The sequence below is a fragment of the Amycolatopsis sp. lyj-84 genome (genome assembly GCF_046549075.1).
GTDB lineage: Bacteria > Actinomycetota > Actinomycetes > Mycobacteriales > Pseudonocardiaceae > Amycolatopsis.
The window spans coordinates 288,175-304,079 of record NZ_JAJPWO010000011.1 but is presented as its reverse complement, the minus strand read 5'-3'; the positions used below and the strand labels follow the sequence as shown (position 1 = coordinate 304,079).

General features: G+C 67.0%; 16 protein-coding genes. 6 read left to right on the top strand and 10 right to left on the bottom strand.

Going from position 1 to position 15,905, the window contains the following annotated elements:
• Nucleotides 1-152: 152 nt before the first annotated feature.
• Both ACLJRM_RS30950 and ACLJRM_RS30945 read left to right on the top strand, forming a co-directional pair.
• Nucleotides 153-1,472 (top strand): cation:dicarboxylate symporter family transporter, encoded by a 1,320-nt coding sequence (locus ACLJRM_RS30950; protein WP_410600014.1) that lies wholly within the window; start codon nt 153-155, stop codon nt 1,470-1,472.
• A 79-nt stretch (nt 1,473-1,551) separates the two neighbouring features.
• Nucleotides 1,552-2,133 (top strand): DUF6000 family protein, encoded by a 582-nt coding sequence (locus ACLJRM_RS30945; protein ID WP_410665057.1) that lies wholly within the window; start codon nt 1,552-1,554, stop codon nt 2,131-2,133.
• Here ACLJRM_RS30945 and ACLJRM_RS30940 read toward each other — a convergent pair.
• On the bottom strand, nt 2,123-2,524 hold the full coding sequence (locus ACLJRM_RS30940) for a winged helix-turn-helix transcriptional regulator (RefSeq protein ID WP_007028064.1): 402 nt from the start codon (nt 2,522-2,524) through the stop codon (nt 2,123-2,125). The genes ACLJRM_RS30945 and ACLJRM_RS30940 overlap by 11 nt on opposite strands.
• Before the next feature lie 100 nt (nt 2,525-2,624).
• Between ACLJRM_RS30940 and ACLJRM_RS30935 the strand changes: the two genes are divergently transcribed.
• Nucleotides 2,625-4,031, top strand: coding sequence for an MFS transporter (locus ACLJRM_RS30935; protein WP_410665056.1), 1,407 nt, complete (start codon nt 2,625-2,627; stop codon nt 4,029-4,031).
• Here the strand turns inward: ACLJRM_RS30935 and ACLJRM_RS30930 are convergent.
• The 4 genes from ACLJRM_RS30930 to ACLJRM_RS30915 are packed head-to-tail and all read right to left on the bottom strand — an operon-like array spanning nt 4,013 to nt 6,452.
• Nucleotides 4,013-4,714 carry a carbon-nitrogen hydrolase family protein gene (locus ACLJRM_RS30930; RefSeq protein ID WP_410665055.1) on the bottom strand — a complete coding sequence of 234 codons (702 nt, stop codon included), beginning with the start codon at nt 4,712-4,714 and terminating at the stop codon, nt 4,013-4,015. The two genes, ACLJRM_RS30935 and ACLJRM_RS30930, sit on opposite strands and share 19 nt — an antisense overlap.
• A gap of 9 nt (nt 4,715-4,723) precedes the next feature.
• Nucleotides 4,724-5,197, bottom strand: a complete 474-nt coding sequence (locus tag ACLJRM_RS30925; protein ID WP_101608790.1) for an SRPBCC family protein — start codon at nt 5,195-5,197, stop codon at nt 4,724-4,726.
• Nucleotides 5,194-5,904 carry an anti-sigma factor family protein gene (locus ACLJRM_RS30920; protein WP_410665054.1) on the bottom strand — a complete coding sequence of 237 codons (711 nt, stop codon included), beginning with the start codon at nt 5,902-5,904 and terminating at the stop codon, nt 5,194-5,196. Before ACLJRM_RS30920 ends, ACLJRM_RS30925 begins: the two co-directional genes overlap by 4 nt.
• Nucleotides 5,901-6,452 carry a sigma-70 family RNA polymerase sigma factor gene (locus tag ACLJRM_RS30915; RefSeq protein WP_174720549.1) on the bottom strand — a complete coding sequence of 184 codons (552 nt, stop codon included), beginning with the start codon at nt 6,450-6,452 and terminating at the stop codon, nt 5,901-5,903. The genes ACLJRM_RS30920 and ACLJRM_RS30915 overlap by 4 nt, the downstream gene beginning before the upstream one ends.
• 259 nt (nt 6,453-6,711) lie before the next feature.
• On the opposite strand from ACLJRM_RS30915, the gene ACLJRM_RS30910 reads away from it, so the two are divergent.
• On the top strand, nt 6,712-7,344 hold the full coding sequence (locus ACLJRM_RS30910; RefSeq protein WP_101608792.1) for a fibronectin type III domain-containing protein: 633 nt from the start codon (nt 6,712-6,714) through the stop codon (nt 7,342-7,344).
• Nucleotides 7,345-7,423: 79 nt separating this feature from the next.
• Here ACLJRM_RS30910 and uvrA read toward each other — a convergent pair whose 3' ends face one another.
• Together uvrA and ACLJRM_RS30900 are read right to left on the bottom strand one after the other, a co-directional pair.
• Entirely contained in the window at nt 7,424-10,279 is a 2,856-nt protein-coding gene (gene uvrA / locus ACLJRM_RS30905) for an excinuclease ABC subunit UvrA (protein WP_410599139.1), read from the bottom strand.
• Nucleotides 10,280-10,356: 77 nt separating this feature from the next.
• Nucleotides 10,357-11,580: an acyltransferase family protein gene (locus tag ACLJRM_RS30900; protein WP_410665053.1), complete on the bottom strand. Its 1,224-nt coding sequence runs from the start codon at nt 11,578-11,580 to the stop codon at nt 10,357-10,359.
• Nucleotides 11,581-11,687: 107 nt separating this feature from the next.
• On the opposite strand from ACLJRM_RS30900, the gene ACLJRM_RS30895 reads away from it, so the two are divergent.
• The gene (locus ACLJRM_RS30895) at nt 11,688-12,365 is read left to right on the top strand and encodes an MBL fold metallo-hydrolase (RefSeq protein WP_101608795.1); all 678 of its coding nucleotides are present in this window, start codon (nt 11,688-11,690) and stop codon (nt 12,363-12,365) included.
• A 63-nt stretch (nt 12,366-12,428) separates the two neighbouring features.
• Here ACLJRM_RS30895 and ACLJRM_RS30890 read toward each other — a convergent pair whose 3' ends face one another.
• The 3 genes from ACLJRM_RS30890 to ACLJRM_RS30880 all read right to left on the bottom strand — a co-directional run bounded on the left by ACLJRM_RS30890 (nt 12,429) and on the right by ACLJRM_RS30880 (nt 14,681).
• Complete coding sequence (locus ACLJRM_RS30890) at nt 12,429-13,823, bottom strand: DUF4365 domain-containing protein (RefSeq protein WP_410665052.1); 1,395 nt, start codon at nt 13,821-13,823, stop codon at nt 12,429-12,431.
• A 182-nt stretch (nt 13,824-14,005) separates the two neighbouring features.
• Nucleotides 14,006-14,410 (bottom strand): type II toxin-antitoxin system VapC family toxin, encoded by a 405-nt coding sequence (locus tag ACLJRM_RS30885; RefSeq protein ID WP_410665051.1) that lies wholly within the window; start codon nt 14,408-14,410, stop codon nt 14,006-14,008.
• Nucleotides 14,403-14,681 carry a type II toxin-antitoxin system Phd/YefM family antitoxin gene (locus ACLJRM_RS30880; protein WP_410665050.1) on the bottom strand — a complete coding sequence of 93 codons (279 nt, stop codon included), beginning with the start codon at nt 14,679-14,681 and terminating at the stop codon, nt 14,403-14,405. Before ACLJRM_RS30880 ends, ACLJRM_RS30885 begins: the two co-directional genes overlap by 8 nt.
• 147 nt (nt 14,682-14,828) lie before the next feature.
• Here ACLJRM_RS30880 and ACLJRM_RS30875 point away from each other — a divergent pair, with 147 nt between their 5' ends.
• Nucleotides 14,829-15,902, top strand: coding sequence for a beta family protein (locus ACLJRM_RS30875; protein WP_410665049.1), 1,074 nt, complete (start codon nt 14,829-14,831; stop codon nt 15,900-15,902).
• The last annotated feature ends 3 nt before the right edge of the window (nt 15,903-15,905 follow it).

Here is a 15,905-nt window from a genome sequence, read left to right as displayed (position 1 = left end):
ATTCCCCGGAAACCACTCGCGCGAACTCAATGAACACAACCGTGACCCAGCTCACCTGCCCGGGTGATAGTGACCGGCAATCCCGAACACCCCCTGAGCTGGAGGCAAAGGTGCCTACAACGCCCGAAGCGGCGCCGCGTCGCCGAGACAAGATGCACTACCTGTACCTGGCCGTGATCGCGGCGGTCGTCCTCGGCGTCATCGTCGGGTTCGCCGCGCCGGGTCTGGCCAAGGAACTCAAGCCCCTCGGCACCGGATTCGTCAACCTGATCAAGATGATGATCTCCCCCATCATCTTCTGCACCATCGTGCTCGGCATCGGATCGGTGGCGAAGGCCGCGAAGGTCGGCAAGGTCGGGTTGCTGTCGCTCGGCTACTTCCTGATGATGTCGACCTTCGCGCTCGCGATCGGCCTCGTCGTCGGCAACCTCCTGCACCCGGGCGAGGGCCTGCACCTCGACCCCGCGGCCGCCGCGAAGGCGCACACGCAGGCCGAGGGCGCAGAAGGAACCGTCGACTTCCTGCTCGGCATCATCCCGACCAGCTTCGGTTCCGCGTTCACCGAAGGCCAGGTGCTGCAGACGCTGCTGATCGCGCTGCTCGCCGGATTCGCCGTGCAGAAGCTCGGCACCAAGGGCGAGCCGATCCGCCGCGGCATCGAGCACATCCAGCGGCTCGTGTTCCGGATCCTCGCGATGATCATGTGGGCGGCGCCGGTGGGCGCGTTCGGCGCGATCGCCGCGGTGGTCGGCGAAACCGGCTGGGGCGCGCTGCGCAGCCTCGCCGTCATCATGATCGGCTTCTACCTGACCTGCCTGGTGTTCGTGTTCGGCGTGCTCGGCACGGTGCTGTGGCTCGGCGCGCGGGTCAACATCTTCACCCTGCTGCGGTACCTCGGCCGCGAGTTCCTGCTGATCCTGTCGACGTCGTCGTCCGAATCGGCCCTGCCGCGGCTGATCGCGAAGATGGAGCACCTCGGGGTTTCCAAGCCGGTCGTCGGCATCACCGTGCCCACCGGATACTCGTTCAACCTCGACGGCACGGCCATCTACCTGACGATGGCGACGCTGTTCATCGCCAGCGCGCAGGACCAGCCGCTGGGCATCGGCGAGCAGATCTCCTTGCTGCTGTTCATGATCATCGCGTCGAAGGGCGCGGCGGGCGTGAGCGGCGCCGGGATCGCGACCCTCGCGGGCGGGCTCCAGTCGCACCGGCCGGAACTGGTCGACGGCGTCGGCTTCATCCTCGGGATCGACCGGTTCATGTCCGAGGCCCGCGCGCTGACCAATTTCGCGGGCAACGCCGTCGCGACCGTCCTGGTCGGCACGTGGACCAAGGAGTTCGACCGCGACCAGGCCAACCGGGTCTTCAGCGGTCAGGCCCCGTTCGACGAAGCCACCCTGATCGACGACCACCCCGACACCTCCAAGGACCCTGACGGCGACAGGGAGAAAGCCGTCGCGCACGCCTAGCGCGCGGCATGAGTGAAACCGCGGTGCGAGGGTCCCCCGTCCTCGCACCGCGGTTCTTCGTTTCTGGGAAACTCTCGGCATGCCGGACGCCATCGACCGTTACGTGCCCGAGCGGTACTCGAAGCTCTTGCACGGCAACTTCGCCGGGATGATGAGCGGCCCCGAACGCGAGACCTTCCTGCTGGCCCTGGCCGAGGACGCCTCCCGGATCACCGACGAGGACTTGGAGTTCCTTTTCGACGCCGGCTGGCGAGAGCGGATCACTGCCGCCTGGCTGATCGGCACCGATCGCCGCACCGCGTGGCGCGGACGCCTCCGCGAACTCCTCCTGGAGAGCGGGATGGTCTTCGCCGGGCAGGGCTACTGCTTCGCGCTGGCCCGGTTCGGCACCCTCGCCGACGCCGAGATCCTCGTGTCCTATCTGGACCATTACCTCGCGCGGCCGGACCTGCGCTACGACCAGGAATGGGCGCTCGCGGCCCTGCACCACGTCGACGCCGACCTCACCACGGCGTACACAGCGCGCTACCTGCGCCCGGGTGGCCTCTGGGAAAGCTGGTCCGCGGCGAACAGCACGGACCTGCCGTTCCACAAGTGGTACTTCGACCTGCTGTGCTCGCACGTCCAGCGGGCCGTGCACGCGACAGCCGTCAGGCGCTGACCTTCTCGTCGTAAACGACCCGGGACGCGGCGATCGAGTCGCGGTGGCGCTCGGCCCAGCTCAGCAAGCCGCTCAGCGACGCGTACAGCTCCTTCGCCATCGCCGTGGCCTCGTACTCCACCTTCGGCGGCACTGTCGGGTACACGGTGCGGACGAGCAGGCCGTCGCGTTCGAGGTTCCGCAGGGTCAGCGTGAGCATCCGGCGGCTGATCCCCTCCACCGACCGCTCCAGTTCGGTGAACCGCACGGGACCGCGCGTGGCCTCCAGCAGGATGCCGATCGCCCACTTCCCGCTGATCCGGTTGATCACCTCGAGCACGGTGCACACCTCGAGTTTTTCCGGGTCGACCACCCTGGCCTGCGCGGTCACATCGGTGTTCCCCTGGGACATGGAAGTGCCTCCTTCCGGCAGGGAACAGAGTCACACAAGATGGGCGCTGTTACAAGTGATGCACCAAGGCATCACCTGGGGAAACTTCAAAGGAATTACCATGCCCAACCGCGCCCTCGCTCTCGCTGTGCTCTGCGCCGTCTCGCTGATGGTCGTCCTCGACGGCTCGATCGTCGCCGTCGCGCTGCCCGCGATCCAGAACGACCTCGGCTTCACCCCGTCCACCCTGGCCTGGGTGGTCAACGCCTACCTGATCGCCTTCGCCGGGCTGCTGCTGTTGTCCGGCAGGCTCGGCGACCTGATCGGCCGGAAAAGGGTCTTCCTGGCCGGGCTCGGCGTCTTCACTCTCGCGTCCTTGCTGTGCGGGATCGCGCAGGACCAGACGCAGCTCGTCGTGTTCCGCTTCCTGCAGGGCGCGGGCGGCGCGCTCGCGTCGGCCGTCGTGCTCGGCATGATCACCACCCTCTATCCGGAACCGCGGGCGCGGGCGAAGGCCATCGGTGTCTACAGCTTCACTCAGGCCGCGGGAGCGTCGATCGGGCTCATCGCGGGCGGCATGCTCACCCAGCTGCTCGACTGGCACTGGACGTTCTTCGTCAACCTGCCGATCGGAGCCCTCGCCCTGGTGATGGCCGCCCGGCTGCTCGCGGACGACCGGGGGCCGGGGCCGCGCGGCGGCACCGACCTCGCCGGCGCCGCACTGGTCACCGGCGGGCTGATGCTGCTGGTCTACACGATCGTCAAGGCCGAGGAGTACACCTGGGCCGACACGCGCACACACGGTTTGCTCGCGGTGTCGCTGCTGCTGCTCGCCGGTTTCGTGCTCCGGCAGGCCAAAGCGCGGAACCCGTTGCTGCCGCTGAGGATCTTCCGCGGCCGGGCGGTGTCCGGGGCGAACGCGGTGATGGTCCTGATGGTCGCCGGGCTGTTCGGCTTCCAGTTCATCACCGCGCTCTACCTGCAGCGGGTCCTTCTGCTCGACGCGCTGAGCACCGGGTTCGCCTTCCTGCCCGCCCCGGTCTCGATCGCGGTGATGTCGCTGGTCTTCGCCGAGCGGCTGAACCACCGCTTCGGCGCGCGAACGGTGCTCGTGACCGGGCTTTCGATGGTCGCGCTGGCGCTCGGTCTCCTCGCCATGGTCGAGGCGGACGGGAACTACGTGACGGACGTCCTGCCCGCGCTCGTCCTGATGGGCATCGGGTTCGGCGCGGCGATGCCCGCGCTGATGGGGCAGGCGATGTCCGGCGTCGTCCCGGCCGACGCCGGGGTCGCTTCCGGCCTGATCAACACGACACAGCAGATCGGCGCGGCGATCGGTACCGCGGTGCTCGCGACCGCCGCCGCGTCCCGCACCGGCTCTCTGCTGAGCGAAGGCGTGGCAGTGCCCGAAGCACTCGGTGGCGGTTACCGGACCGCGTACGCGTTGAGCGCGGGACTGCTCGCTCTTGCCGTCTTCGTCGCCGCCGTGGTCCTGCGTGACCGGAAGGCTCAGGCGATCGTCGCGTAAGCCCACTCGGAGACTTCGCCGCCGAGCCGCACCTCGGCGGCGCCTCCGGGTTTCCAGACGCCGCTGCCGCCGAACGCGGCCATCCCGCCGGTCTTGCCGGAATACTGGGAAAGCACCACCCACATCCCGTGCCCGGCCGCGACGCCGACCTGGTCGAGAAGCCGCTGCTCCTGGCCCTCGCTGAAAAGCGCGCTGAGGACGTAGACCTCGGCCCCGGCTTCGGCGAGTTCCCCGGAGTGGTCCGGGTCTGCGGCGTCGAGACAGATCGCGAGGCCGAGTCGCCTGCCGCCGACGTCGATGATCACCTGGCGCCCGCCGGCGTCGAACAGCTCTTCCTCACTGTTGTGCAGGTTGCGTTTCGCGTACGTGGCAACGGTTTCGCCGTCCGGCCCGAGCACGAGGGAACCGATGTACCGGCGGCCGTCCTCCACGAGCGGAAGGCCGATGACTGCGTGCACATCACTGGCGCGGCAAGCTTCCCGAAGCGGTTCGAGGCGCGGGTCGTCCTGTGTCAACCAGAGTCCCGGATCGGCGGCGAGCTCCTCGAACTCCAAGCCGGTCAGCGAAAGTTCGGGGAAGACACAGAGGTCCGCTTCCGCGATCCGGACGAGCCTCGCGTGTTCGGCGATGTTCGCGGAAAGGTCCGCGGGGACGGTGAACGGCTGCACGGTGGCGACACGCATGGCCGGACTCTAACCCGAACCGGCCCCCAGATACCCCTGCAATCCGTGTTGCCCCCGTCGCATCATGAGCGCGTGGTTGATCCGGAAAATCGGCCTGGCGACCCGATCGAGCTTGCGCAGCAACGGTTTCCGCGCCTCGACCTCCTGCGTGATCTCCAGCCTGGTGCCGCTGTCCACCGGGGTCAGGGAACCGGCCAGCATCCCTTCCAGGTCGCCGCTGAGCAGGACCCGGACCCGGCCCTCGTGCTCGTCCTGCCGGTCGCGGTGCATCCGCACGGTCAACGCGTACGGCAGCCTGGACCGGCAGACGAGTTCGGCGGTGTCCTCGTCGACCTGGCTGACCGAACGGACGTCACGCCACCACAAGGGATACGCGGCCAGGTCGACGACGGCGTCGAAGACCGCCTTGGGCGAGGCGGGAAGCACCCACGTGTCGCGGAAGCGGTACCGACCGCCTCCGCGACCCGCGAGCGAACCCGTCATACCCGCGCCGACACCAGGTTCCGGCCGTCCATGGTCACGACGTCGACCGAGGCCACGTCGTCGGGAGCGACCAAAGCGGAACCGTCGATCCCGGTGCCTTCCTTCTCGCCCTTCGCCGAGACCAGCCAGCTGCCCGCGTTGACGCGTTCACCGCTCTTGGTCACCACGACGAGCTGACACTTCTCGCCTTCTCGGACACCTTCCGCCTTCGCGTGGAGCCGGACCCAGCCCGCCGCCGGAACGACCCGGACCGCCAGCTGCGTCCCCGTGTCGCGGTCGGTGGCCGCGAGATCGCGGGTGCCGGGCACCTGGGCGATCGCCGTCGGCACCGGCAACGCCACCGTCGACGGTTCGGGCGACGTCTGCCGTCCGACCAGCACACCCGCGCCCAGCGCCACGACGACCAGCACGGCCGCACCGGCGACGGCGAGGAGCCGCCTCGGCTTGCGCTCCTGGGCGCCTTCTTCGTCGCGGACCTGACGCAGCGTGCGCTGAAGGAGCAGATCTCCCCCGTCAGGAGGTCCTTCGAGGAACGCTTCCGGCGGCACCTCGTCGAGGTGATACCGCAGCTCTCCCAGCTCACGCACCTCACGACGGCACGTGGGGCAGTTCGCCAGATGTGTTTCGAACGTGGCCGCTTCCGCCGGGGTCAGCCCGCCGAGGACGTAGGCGGCGAGCTGGCCCTGGTCGTGTCCCACCGCACTCATCGCGCTACCTCCTTCCCGGCTCCCGACATCACGGCTCTGAGCGCCCGTAACGCGTAATAAGATCTCGACTTAACGGTACCCGGGGCCACGCCCAGGGATCTCGCCGCTTCGGCCACCGTCCGGCCCCGGTAGTAGATCTCCACCAGGACCTCACGATGTTCCGTGGACAGGCCGTCCATCGCCCCGAGCACCGCCATGGAATCGACGACACCCTGCGCGTGGTCCTTCGACACCGCGGGGGTCGGCATGCCGTCCTCGGGCTCCGCCACTTCCGGCGGCCGTGCCGCCCTGGCGCGGGCGCGGTCGGTGATGATGTTCCGGGCGACCGTGAGCAGCCAGCCCCGCACCGATCCCTTCGCGTCGTTCTCCAGGTCTTCGGCATGTTTCCAGGCCCGGACCAAGGTCTCCTGCACGACGTCCTCCGCGGCCGCGCGATCCCCGGTCAGCCTCGTCGCGTACGCCAGCAGGCTTCGCCCGTGTTCGGCGTACAAGTGCCGGACCAAGTCCTCGCCTTTGGCCTTTTTGGGCCGCCAGCCTCCGATCGCCACTCGTGTCCTCCCGACGGTCTTCTGGGTCGGCGAGGACAGTACTGCAACCCGCAGGGGCAGAGTGGATCGTTCGGCGCGCGCCGCGATCGAACTGTGCATCGGCACCGGCCTCTCCTCGGTTCTCCATGGCCGCCTCCTCTTGCCTCCCACACGGACGCCACGGCGATGCGGTTCAACCGGGTCTTGTCGATCACTCGAGGCGCTCGTATGCTGACGCCTCCGGACTCCGCCGCCGCCTGATTCCCGGGAGGGACGAGGCGTGCCAAGGAAACTCGCGGCCGTGCTGCTGGCGGTGGCCTTCGTGGCGGGATGCGCCGCGGAACCCGGTTTCACCGCGACGCTGACGGATCCGGTGAACGTCGACCTGAGCTGGCCCGACGACGATCCGAACGTCGCGGGCCGGATCGTCGAGTACACCACCGACCCGCACGGCGAGTACACGATCCTGCAGTTCGTACCGCCGAGGCAGACCACCTACCGGCATCCGGATCTGATGCCGGAAACACGGTTCCACTACCGGATCCGGCCTTTCTACGGCTCGGCGTCGGAAGCTGTCACGGTTTCCGGGCCTTCGGCTTCCGGCTCGGGACCGGCGGTCTCGCTCCGCACGGGTGGCCAGGCGGCCGCTCCGGCGGCGTTCCGCGCGGAGCCCGCCGCGGAGGAGATGGTGCGGTTCAGCTGGGCCGACCGCTCCAGCGACGAGGACGGTTTCCTCGTGGAGATCAAGAAACCCGGCGCACCGGACTTCGTCCCGATCGAGATGTCGGATCCGGGGACGACGTCGGCCGGTCTCGCTTCGATGCCGGGCGAAGAAGGCGCCTCGTACCGGCTGCGCGCCTTCTACTACGGACCCGCTTCGCCGGTTCTCGACCTCGTGAGTGGTAAGGGCTAGTCCCCCGCCCCGATGCTATGAAAGGCCCGTTACTTGCAAATTTTGCAAGTAACGGGCCTTTCATAGCGCCTTACGCGACTCAGGCGAGAACGGTCTTCAGGAACTCGCCGGTGTAGCTCTCCTCCACCGAAGCGACATGCTCCGGGGTGCCCTCGGCGATGACCGTGCCACCACCGGAACCACCCTCGGGCCCCATGTCGATGACCCAGTCCGAGGTCTTGATGACGTCGAGGTTGTGCTCGATGACGATCACCGTGTTGCCCTTGTCCACCAGGCCGTTGATCACGCCGATCAGCTTGCTGATGTCCTCGAAGTGCAGACCGGTGGTCGGCTCGTCGAGGATGTAGACCGTCTTGCCGGTGGACCGCTTCTGCAGCTCGCTGGCGAGCTTGACGCGCTGCGCCTCACCGCCCGAGAGCGTCGGCGCGGGCTGCCCGAGCCGGACGTAGCCGAGGCCGACGTCGACGAGGGTGGCCAGGTGCCGGTGGATCGCCTTGATCGGCTCGAAGAACTCGGCCGCCTCTTCGATCGGCATGTTCAGCACGTCGGAGACGGTCTTGCCCTTGTAGTGCACTTCCAGGGTCTCCCGGTTGTACCGGTCGCCCTTGCACACCTCACACGGGACGTAGACGTCCGGCAGGAAGTTCATCTCGATCTTGATCGTGCCGTCACCGGCGCAGGCCTCGCACCGGCCGCCCTTGACGTTGAAGGAGAACCGGCCCTGCTGGTAGCCGCGCACCTTCGCCTCGGTGGTCGCGGCGAACAGCTTGCGCACGTGGTCCCAGACGCCGGTGTACGTCGCCGGGTTGGACCGCGGGGTGCGGCCGATCGGCGACTGGTCGACGCGGACCAGCTTGTCGACGCCGGCGAGACCGTTCACGCGCGTGTGCCGCCCCGGCACCTGGCGGGCGCCGTTGAGCTTGTTCGCCAGCACGGTCGCGAGGATGTCGTTGACCAGCGTCGATTTCCCGGAGCCCGAGACACCGGTGACCGACACGAGGCAGCCGAGCGGGAACGAAACGTCGAGGCCGCGCAGGTTGTGCTCGCGGGCGCCGACGACGGTCAGCTGACGCTTCTTGTCGATCGGCCGCCGGATCGCCGGCACCTCGATCTTGCTGCGGCCCGAAAGGTACGCGCCGGTGATGGATTCCTTGTTCTTCAGGATCTTCTTGTACGGTCCACTGTGGACGATGTGGCCACCGTGCTCGCCCGCGCCGGGGCCGATGTCGACCACCCAGTCGCTGGAGCGGATGGTGTCCTCGTCGTGCTCGACGACGATCAGCGTGTTGCCGAGGTCGCGCAGCCGGACCAACGTCTCGATCAGCCGGTGGTTGTCCCGCTGGTGCAGCCCGATCGACGGCTCGTCCAGCACGTACAGGACGCCGACCAGACCGGAACCGATCTGCGTGGCGAGCCGGATGCGCTGCGCCTCGCCGCCGGACAACGTCCCGGAAGCGCGGTCGAGCGAGAGGTAGTTGAGCCCGACGTCGAGGAGGAAGCGCAGCCGCGCCTGGATCTCCTTGAGCACCGCCCCGGCGATCACCGTCTCGCGCTTGCCGAGTTCCAGCTCGTCGAGGAACTGCGACGCCTCGGCGATCGAGAGCGCGCAGACCTCCGCGATCGACCGGTCGCCCTGCGTCTTGTGCTCGAGGGTGACCGCGAGGATCTCCGGCTTGAGCCGCGTGCCCTGACAAGCCGGGCACGGCACCTCGCGCATGTAGCCCTCGTACCGCTCACGCATGTACTCGGATTCCGTCTGCTCCTGGCGCCTCTCGAGGAACGGGATGACACCCTCGAAGGCCGCGTAGTACGAACGCTGGCGGCCGTAGCGGTTCTTGTAGCGGACGTGGACCTGCTCGTCGACGCCGTGCAAAACGGCTTTCTGGACCTTCGCCGTCAGCCTGCGCCACGGGGTGTCCATCCGGAAGCCGACGGTCTCCGCGAGAGACTCCAGCAGGCGGATGAAGTAGTCCGCGCTCTGGCCGCCCGCCCACGGTGCGATGGCGCCCTCGCCGAGGGACAGCTCGTCGTCCGGGACCACGAGTTCCGGGTCGACCTCCTTGCGGACGCCGATACCGGAGCATTCGGGGCAGGCGCCGTAGGGCGCGTTGAAGGAGAACGACCGCGGCTCGAGGTCCTCGATCGCCAGCGGGTGACCGTTGGGGCAAGCCAGGTTCTCGGAGAACCCGCGCACGCGATGCGGGTCGTTCTCCGGCAGGTCGACGAACTCCAGCTCGATCAGGCCGTCGGCCAGCCGGAGTGCGGTCTCGACCGAGTCGGTGAGCCGCTGCCGCGAGCTCGTCTTCACCGAGAGCCTGTCGATGATGACGGCGATCTGGTGCTTTTCCTGCTTCTTCAGCTTCGGCGGCTCGGTGAGCGGGTGGATCGTCCCGTCCACCACGACACGCGCGTAGCCCTGCTGCTGCAGGTTCTCGAAGAGGTCGAGGTACTCGCCCTTGCGCCCGCGCACGACCGGCGCGAGCACCTGGAAGCGGGTGCCCTCCTCCATGGCGAGCACCTGGTCGACGATCTGCTGCGGGGTCTGCTTGCTGATCGCCTCGCCGCACTTCGGGCAGTGCGCCTTGCCGGCGCGGGCGTAGAGCAGGCGCAGGTAGTCGTAGACCTCGGTGATGGTGCCGACGGTCGAACGCGGGTTGCGTGAGGTGGACTTCTGGTCGATCGACACCGCGGGCGAAAGGCCCTCGATGAAGTCGACGTCCGGCTTGTCCATCTGGCCGAGGAACTGGCGCGCGTACGCCGACAGCGACTCGACGTAGCGACGCTGCCCCTCCGCGAAGATGGTGTCGAAGGCGAGGCTCGACTTCCCGGACCCGGACAGACCGGTGAACACGATCAGGCTGTCGCGGGGCAGGTCGAGATCCACACCGCGGAGGTTGTGCTCGCGGGCGCCGCGAACAACGAGGCGATCAGCCACGCCAGGGTCCCTTCAGGTTTCATTCTCAGCTGCGGTCGCCGGCCCGGTCGATAGCTGCACGGGCGGCCGCGTCCATGCTACGAGGCACCACCGACAGAAACCGGCTTCGAGTCCTTGACCTGCGGTTTTCCAGGCTTTTCGCGTCGATCCCGGCGAGCGGTGAGCCACCGGTGGACCGGCCGTTCCACGCCCGCGGTGATCGCCCAGCCCCCGAGTACGGCGGCGGCCAGCACGATCGGGAGGCGCAGCCAGCCGGGGACGCCGACGTTCAGCAGGGCACGGGCCAGGATGTAACCGAGTTCCTGGTGCACCAGATAAAGACCATACGAGATGCCCGCGAGCCAGGTGACAACCGGGGCGACCCGGGCGAGGCCGGGGAACCGCCAGTCGGGCCCTCGTGCAGCGAGGCAGACGGCCAGCAGCATGATCGCGAACCCGGCGAGCGACGGCCAGCGCTCGGGATCGGCGGGCAGGGCCTGGTGGAACGGGAAGACCTGCAGGTCCTGCGCGGCACAGGCGGCGAGCAGGAAGAGCGCGAGATGCCAGTGCGCCAGCCGTCGTTTCGCCCACAGCCAGATCGCGATCCCGATGGCGAAGACGTGGACGCGGTGCAGGCCCAGGCCGTAGAAGAAGGTCTCCACGAGCTTCGGAGTGGAAACCGGGTCGAACACGACGAACCGGAGGAAGAGCGGGACCAGGATCAGCGCCCAGAGCAGTCCGACGGTCAGTCGGTGGGTGCGCCACCGGCGTGGCCACAGCAGGGCCGCGGCGGTGAACGCGAGGAGCTGGACCGGAAGCGTCCAGTAGGCGCCGTCGAGGTAGTAGAAGAGTTCGTATCGCCAGCCCCACTCCTGGACCATGCCCAGGTTGGCGAGCAGATCGGAGCCGGTGGGGACGTACCAGGGCGACGGATCCGACGGCGGCCCCTGCGGGATCCCGAAGAGGAATCCGGTGAGACCGGGTGGGAACGGCAGGCCGCTGAACCGGATCGTCGCGTACCGGGCGACGACGTAGGTGACGGCCACCGCGACCAGGTACGCGGGCACCAGCCGCGCCACCCGGTTCCACAGCCACCGCCGAGGTTCACCCTTTCGAAGGCTCGCGCACACGAAGAAGGCGGAAATCACCAAAAGGATGGCGGCACCGAACTGTGCGGTGACCCTGAAGGGGTAACCCACCAGTTCCGGGTGAAGCAGAGCACCCTGATGGGTGACATGCCCGAGGATCACCGCGAAGACGGCGACCACGCGAAGGACGTCCCAGCTGATCTTGCGCGAAGCGCGCGGTGAGGCGTCGGGCACGGGCGTCCTGTGGTTCGGCTGGCAGGGCGACGCGAGCCTACGGGCCACGCCTGTGCGTCGCCTGTGCGGGTGGAACCGATTGCGGGGTAAGGACTACCGTGTGCGGTGTGAACATCGTCGAGACCTACACCGGGCACGTCGAGCCCGGCGGTGACGCCGCCCGTCGCACCTTGGACGCGCTGACCATCACGAAGCTGTCGGTCGGTCCGATGGACAACAACGCGTATCTGCTCGTCTGCCGCGCCGAGAACGAGGCGCTGCTGATCGACGCCGCGAACGACCCGGAACGGATCTCCGACCTCATCGGCCACGGACCCGACCGGCCCGCGCTGAAGACCGTCGTGACCACCCACCAGCACCCAGACCACTGGCAGGCCCTCGGTGCCGTCGCCGGCGCGAACGGCTCGAACACCGCCGCCCACCCGCTGGACGCCGAGCCGCTGCCGATCCCGCCGGACTTCCTCGTCGAACACGGCGACACGGTCAAGGTCGGGCAGATCACTCTCGAGGTGATCCACCTGCGCGGCCACACCCCGGGCTCGATCGCGCTGCTGTACCGCGACCCGGCCGGGCACCCGCACCTGTTCACCGGCGACTCGCTGTTCCCGGGTGGGGTCGGAAAGACGAACTCGCCGGAGGAGTTCACGTCGTTGGTCGACGACGTGTCTTCGCGGATCTTTGACGAGCTGCCGGATGAGACGTGGTTCTACCCGGGGCATGGGGATGACTCGACGCTGGGTGAGCAGCGGCCGCACGTGGCGGAATGGCGCGAACGCGGCTGGTGAGCTGACGACGTTCCTGAACGGGGCTGCCTGACGAACAGGCAGCCCCGTTCCGATACAGAGAAGCTAAGCCGGAAATGCGCCGGAACGCGTTTTGGAGGGCACCTTCCGAACAAACCCCTCCTCCGGCCAGAAGGTGTCTCCCAACATCAGTTGATCGAAAAGCACACAGACGGTTCCGGGAGTGTCCTCGGAATCCCAGACGGCTGACACGTTTCGGCCGCGTTCGTTCCCGTACCGGCTCAGCCAGTAGATCCTGTCGCCCGGCCTGAGCTCGAATGCCGATACGAACTCCCGGTACGGCGACTTGCGAGTACTCGGTCGTCCGACCCGCGCGTTGAACCCGAATTCCGGGGTCGGCCGAGGGCATCGCCAGACGATCTGGAACTGCTCGTCGATCGGCAGTGCAGGGGAACCCAGCCGCACTTCTTTGACCAGGTAGAACGTGACGAGCCGACGCGTCTTCTCCGACATCAAGCGCCACGGTCTCGAGAGTGCTTCGGCTGCCGCCTCGGCATCCGACTCCAACTCCGTGGCAATGGTAGCCAGATCGTGGTCGGTCGCGGTTTCGGCGCGAAGTTGCTGGATCGACCGAGTCAACGCGTCGGGTTCCATCCGAAGATGGTGTTCAACTCGTCTGGACACGTAGTTGTCACGTGCGTCGAGGTTGGTGTGAAGCGGCGGATTATCATCGGCTGGTTCGCGCGCCCACTGAGCCGCGTCGAAACAGGCCGCCAGCCACTGCGCTTCAGCAGTGCTCAATATCTTGTCCACCAATACGGCCATGCCGGGAAACAGACCCGGTCGACCGTTCGGATGGAAATGTTCAGGACCCACGTGCTCCGGATGCCAGTCGAGGTCGCTGTGGAGCAGAGTCGCGAATCCTTCACCGCGGCGCTGCCAGAAGATCAGATCCTCACCGAACACGTTCACATGGTGCTGAACGATGTCTGTTGGACCGAACTCGACACCTGCCATCTCGCCCAACTGTGCCTGGATGATCCGGTTGCCCCGATAGCGGCTCAGGTAGCGTCTGACCTCGACGACGAACGCCGCAACGGATACATCATCCAACTTCTGCTTCGGGCTGATGGTGATCGCCTTCAGTACTTCGCCGTCGCGCCGCGCCGATAGCAGTTGCTTGGTGGCATTGGCCCAGTAGAGACCGTCGGTGTCCGGATCGTGCACGACGCAGAGCACCGGGAGGTTGCCATCAGCCCAGGTGCCGCCGTGGTCACCGATCGGCACGGCGTATCCGTCGGTCCGACGCCACGAACGGCCGCCCTTGACCTGGATCTTGACCAGGTCGCCGGTGACCTCACCATCCTCGGTGAACGTGACGTGCTGGTCCTCGCCGAAGTCGTTCTGGCCGTCCACCTCCTGAACAATATGATTGTGTCGCTCCAGAAGCGTCCGCAGCGCGTTGACCGCCGCACGGCTAGGTCTGCGAGCGTCAGGCACCTTCGGCAAAGAGCCCCTCCGGATCGTGGCACGCGGCGACCGGGCAGACGGTCCGCGACAGATTTACTGCGGTACGCAGGATAGTGGCGAGTGACCGCAAAGCATCCGATCAGTGAAGCTGTCGACCGGTAACTCGATCAGGCTCTTGTCACTGAGCATCCACGGAGACAGGTCGACGCCGTTCAGACACCGACGACTTCGACCATGCCGCCCAGGCCTTTGAAGTCGTCTTCGTTCCGGGTGTAGAGCGGCAACGCTCGCGAGGACGCGATAGCGGCGATCATCAGATCCATTCGCCGAGGCTTCGGATCCCGGTTAGCCGCAATAACCAGCGCGACCAGCGTTCCATAACGGGCGGCCGCGTCGCCATCGAACGGCAACGGGGCGAAGTCGACGATCGCAGCACCGAGCTTCTCAGTGCGCGCCGCGCGGACCGCGCCATCCTTCGCCATCGCCACCCCTTGATGGAGCTCAGCCATGGTGATAGCGGTGAGTTCCGGAATCTTGGGCAGCGCCGCTGGGTCAAGCAGGCCAAGGTCGATGTAAGTGCAGGTGTCGAGCACACCTGCCTCGTGACGCTCAGCCACGACGCTGCTCCCAGACATTGTCAGACTCGACACGGTCTTCGGTACCGAAGAACTCGTCAGCTTCCTGCCTCATCTGAGCCGCCTCGACCTCGGGCAATCCTCGATGCCGCTGGACCAGCTCCTCGGCGGTCAGACGCCGTCTGCGCGATATCGGCCGCAGCTCAGCGACTTCAACGCCATTGCGAGTGACGTGGTAGATCTCGCCGGCCTCGACGGCGTCCATGACGGCAGCCGAGTTGTTGCGGAACTCGCGCTGGGTGATCACCTTCACGAGAAGAGTGTAGCTATGAGTAGCTCACAGCGCTACAGAAGTTTGTTCTGTAGCGCCTTCGCCACCTGACCGGAGGACGGCTTCAAGCAACGCAGTGATCGATACTGAGAAGTTCCAGCACTGTCGCCGTCCACGAGAGGAAGGCGGATGCACCCTGGTCGTCCACTGGTCGCGGTCAAAGCCAAACTCGGCGAGTTGAACGCCCTGAGCAACTTGCGATCCCGGCAAGACGCACAAGTGCGAGTGATGGTCGAGTTACTCGATTCCGTGAAACCGACCGGCAGGATTCTGCCGGCACTGGTCCGAGCCGCGGTACTGGCCGCGAGCCACGGTCGGACCTTATGGCTCGACACCACTTGGCTGGGGACAGAAAGCCCGCTCGCGCGGCAGCCGGGAGGGGTGTTCGAGTTCCTCGATAACGCCATCGAGTCCGCGGCTCTGCGCGAGCACGGACTCTTCGCCCCTGACGCGGCCTACTTGGAACCCGTCCTCGCGGTCGACGCCACGGAGGACGACCTGCGCAGAGTGCGGCTCCTGCTCGAACACAAGGATCGTGACATCGCCATCCGGATCACGCGGCCGGGCAGTCGACCACAGGAATTACTCGACCGGATCGGCTCGATCATGAAGTCGACCGGCACCCGGCCTGGACACGTCCACGCGATCCTCGACATCGGGTTCCTCGAAACCGTCCGCCCAGGCCAAACTGCGGCAACAGCCGAGACCGCCTCAGCGATCTCGGAACTGCTCGGCCCTGGTGCGACCACACTTCTGGCCGGATCGATCCCAGCCATACGTACCACCTACACGACGACCGCGCGTGACCGTCCGGAAGTCGTTCTCTGGGACGAAGTACGTCATGCCCGCGCGAGCGACGTCAACTACGGCGACTACGGCGTGACGCATCCAAGGCCACCGAAGTCCGAAGGTAGCCCAAGGACCCCTTTTCCGTATCTCTGTTACACGGTGCCCCGAAAGACCGTCATGTTGCGCCGGAAAGTCGAGAAAGACGACGTTCCCGCGGACTTGTTCACAGATCTCGCTGAGGAACTGGTCAAAAGAGACGACTTCGCGGGCCCGGACTACTCGTGGGGCGACCGCGAATTGTCTCGGTGCCGACGGGCCGGCGGGAGTACTGCCGGATCTGTGCCTCGCTGGGTCGCCATGGCCACCTCACATCACCTCGAACACGTGGCACGGAGATCGGCCACCGACCTCTGACTG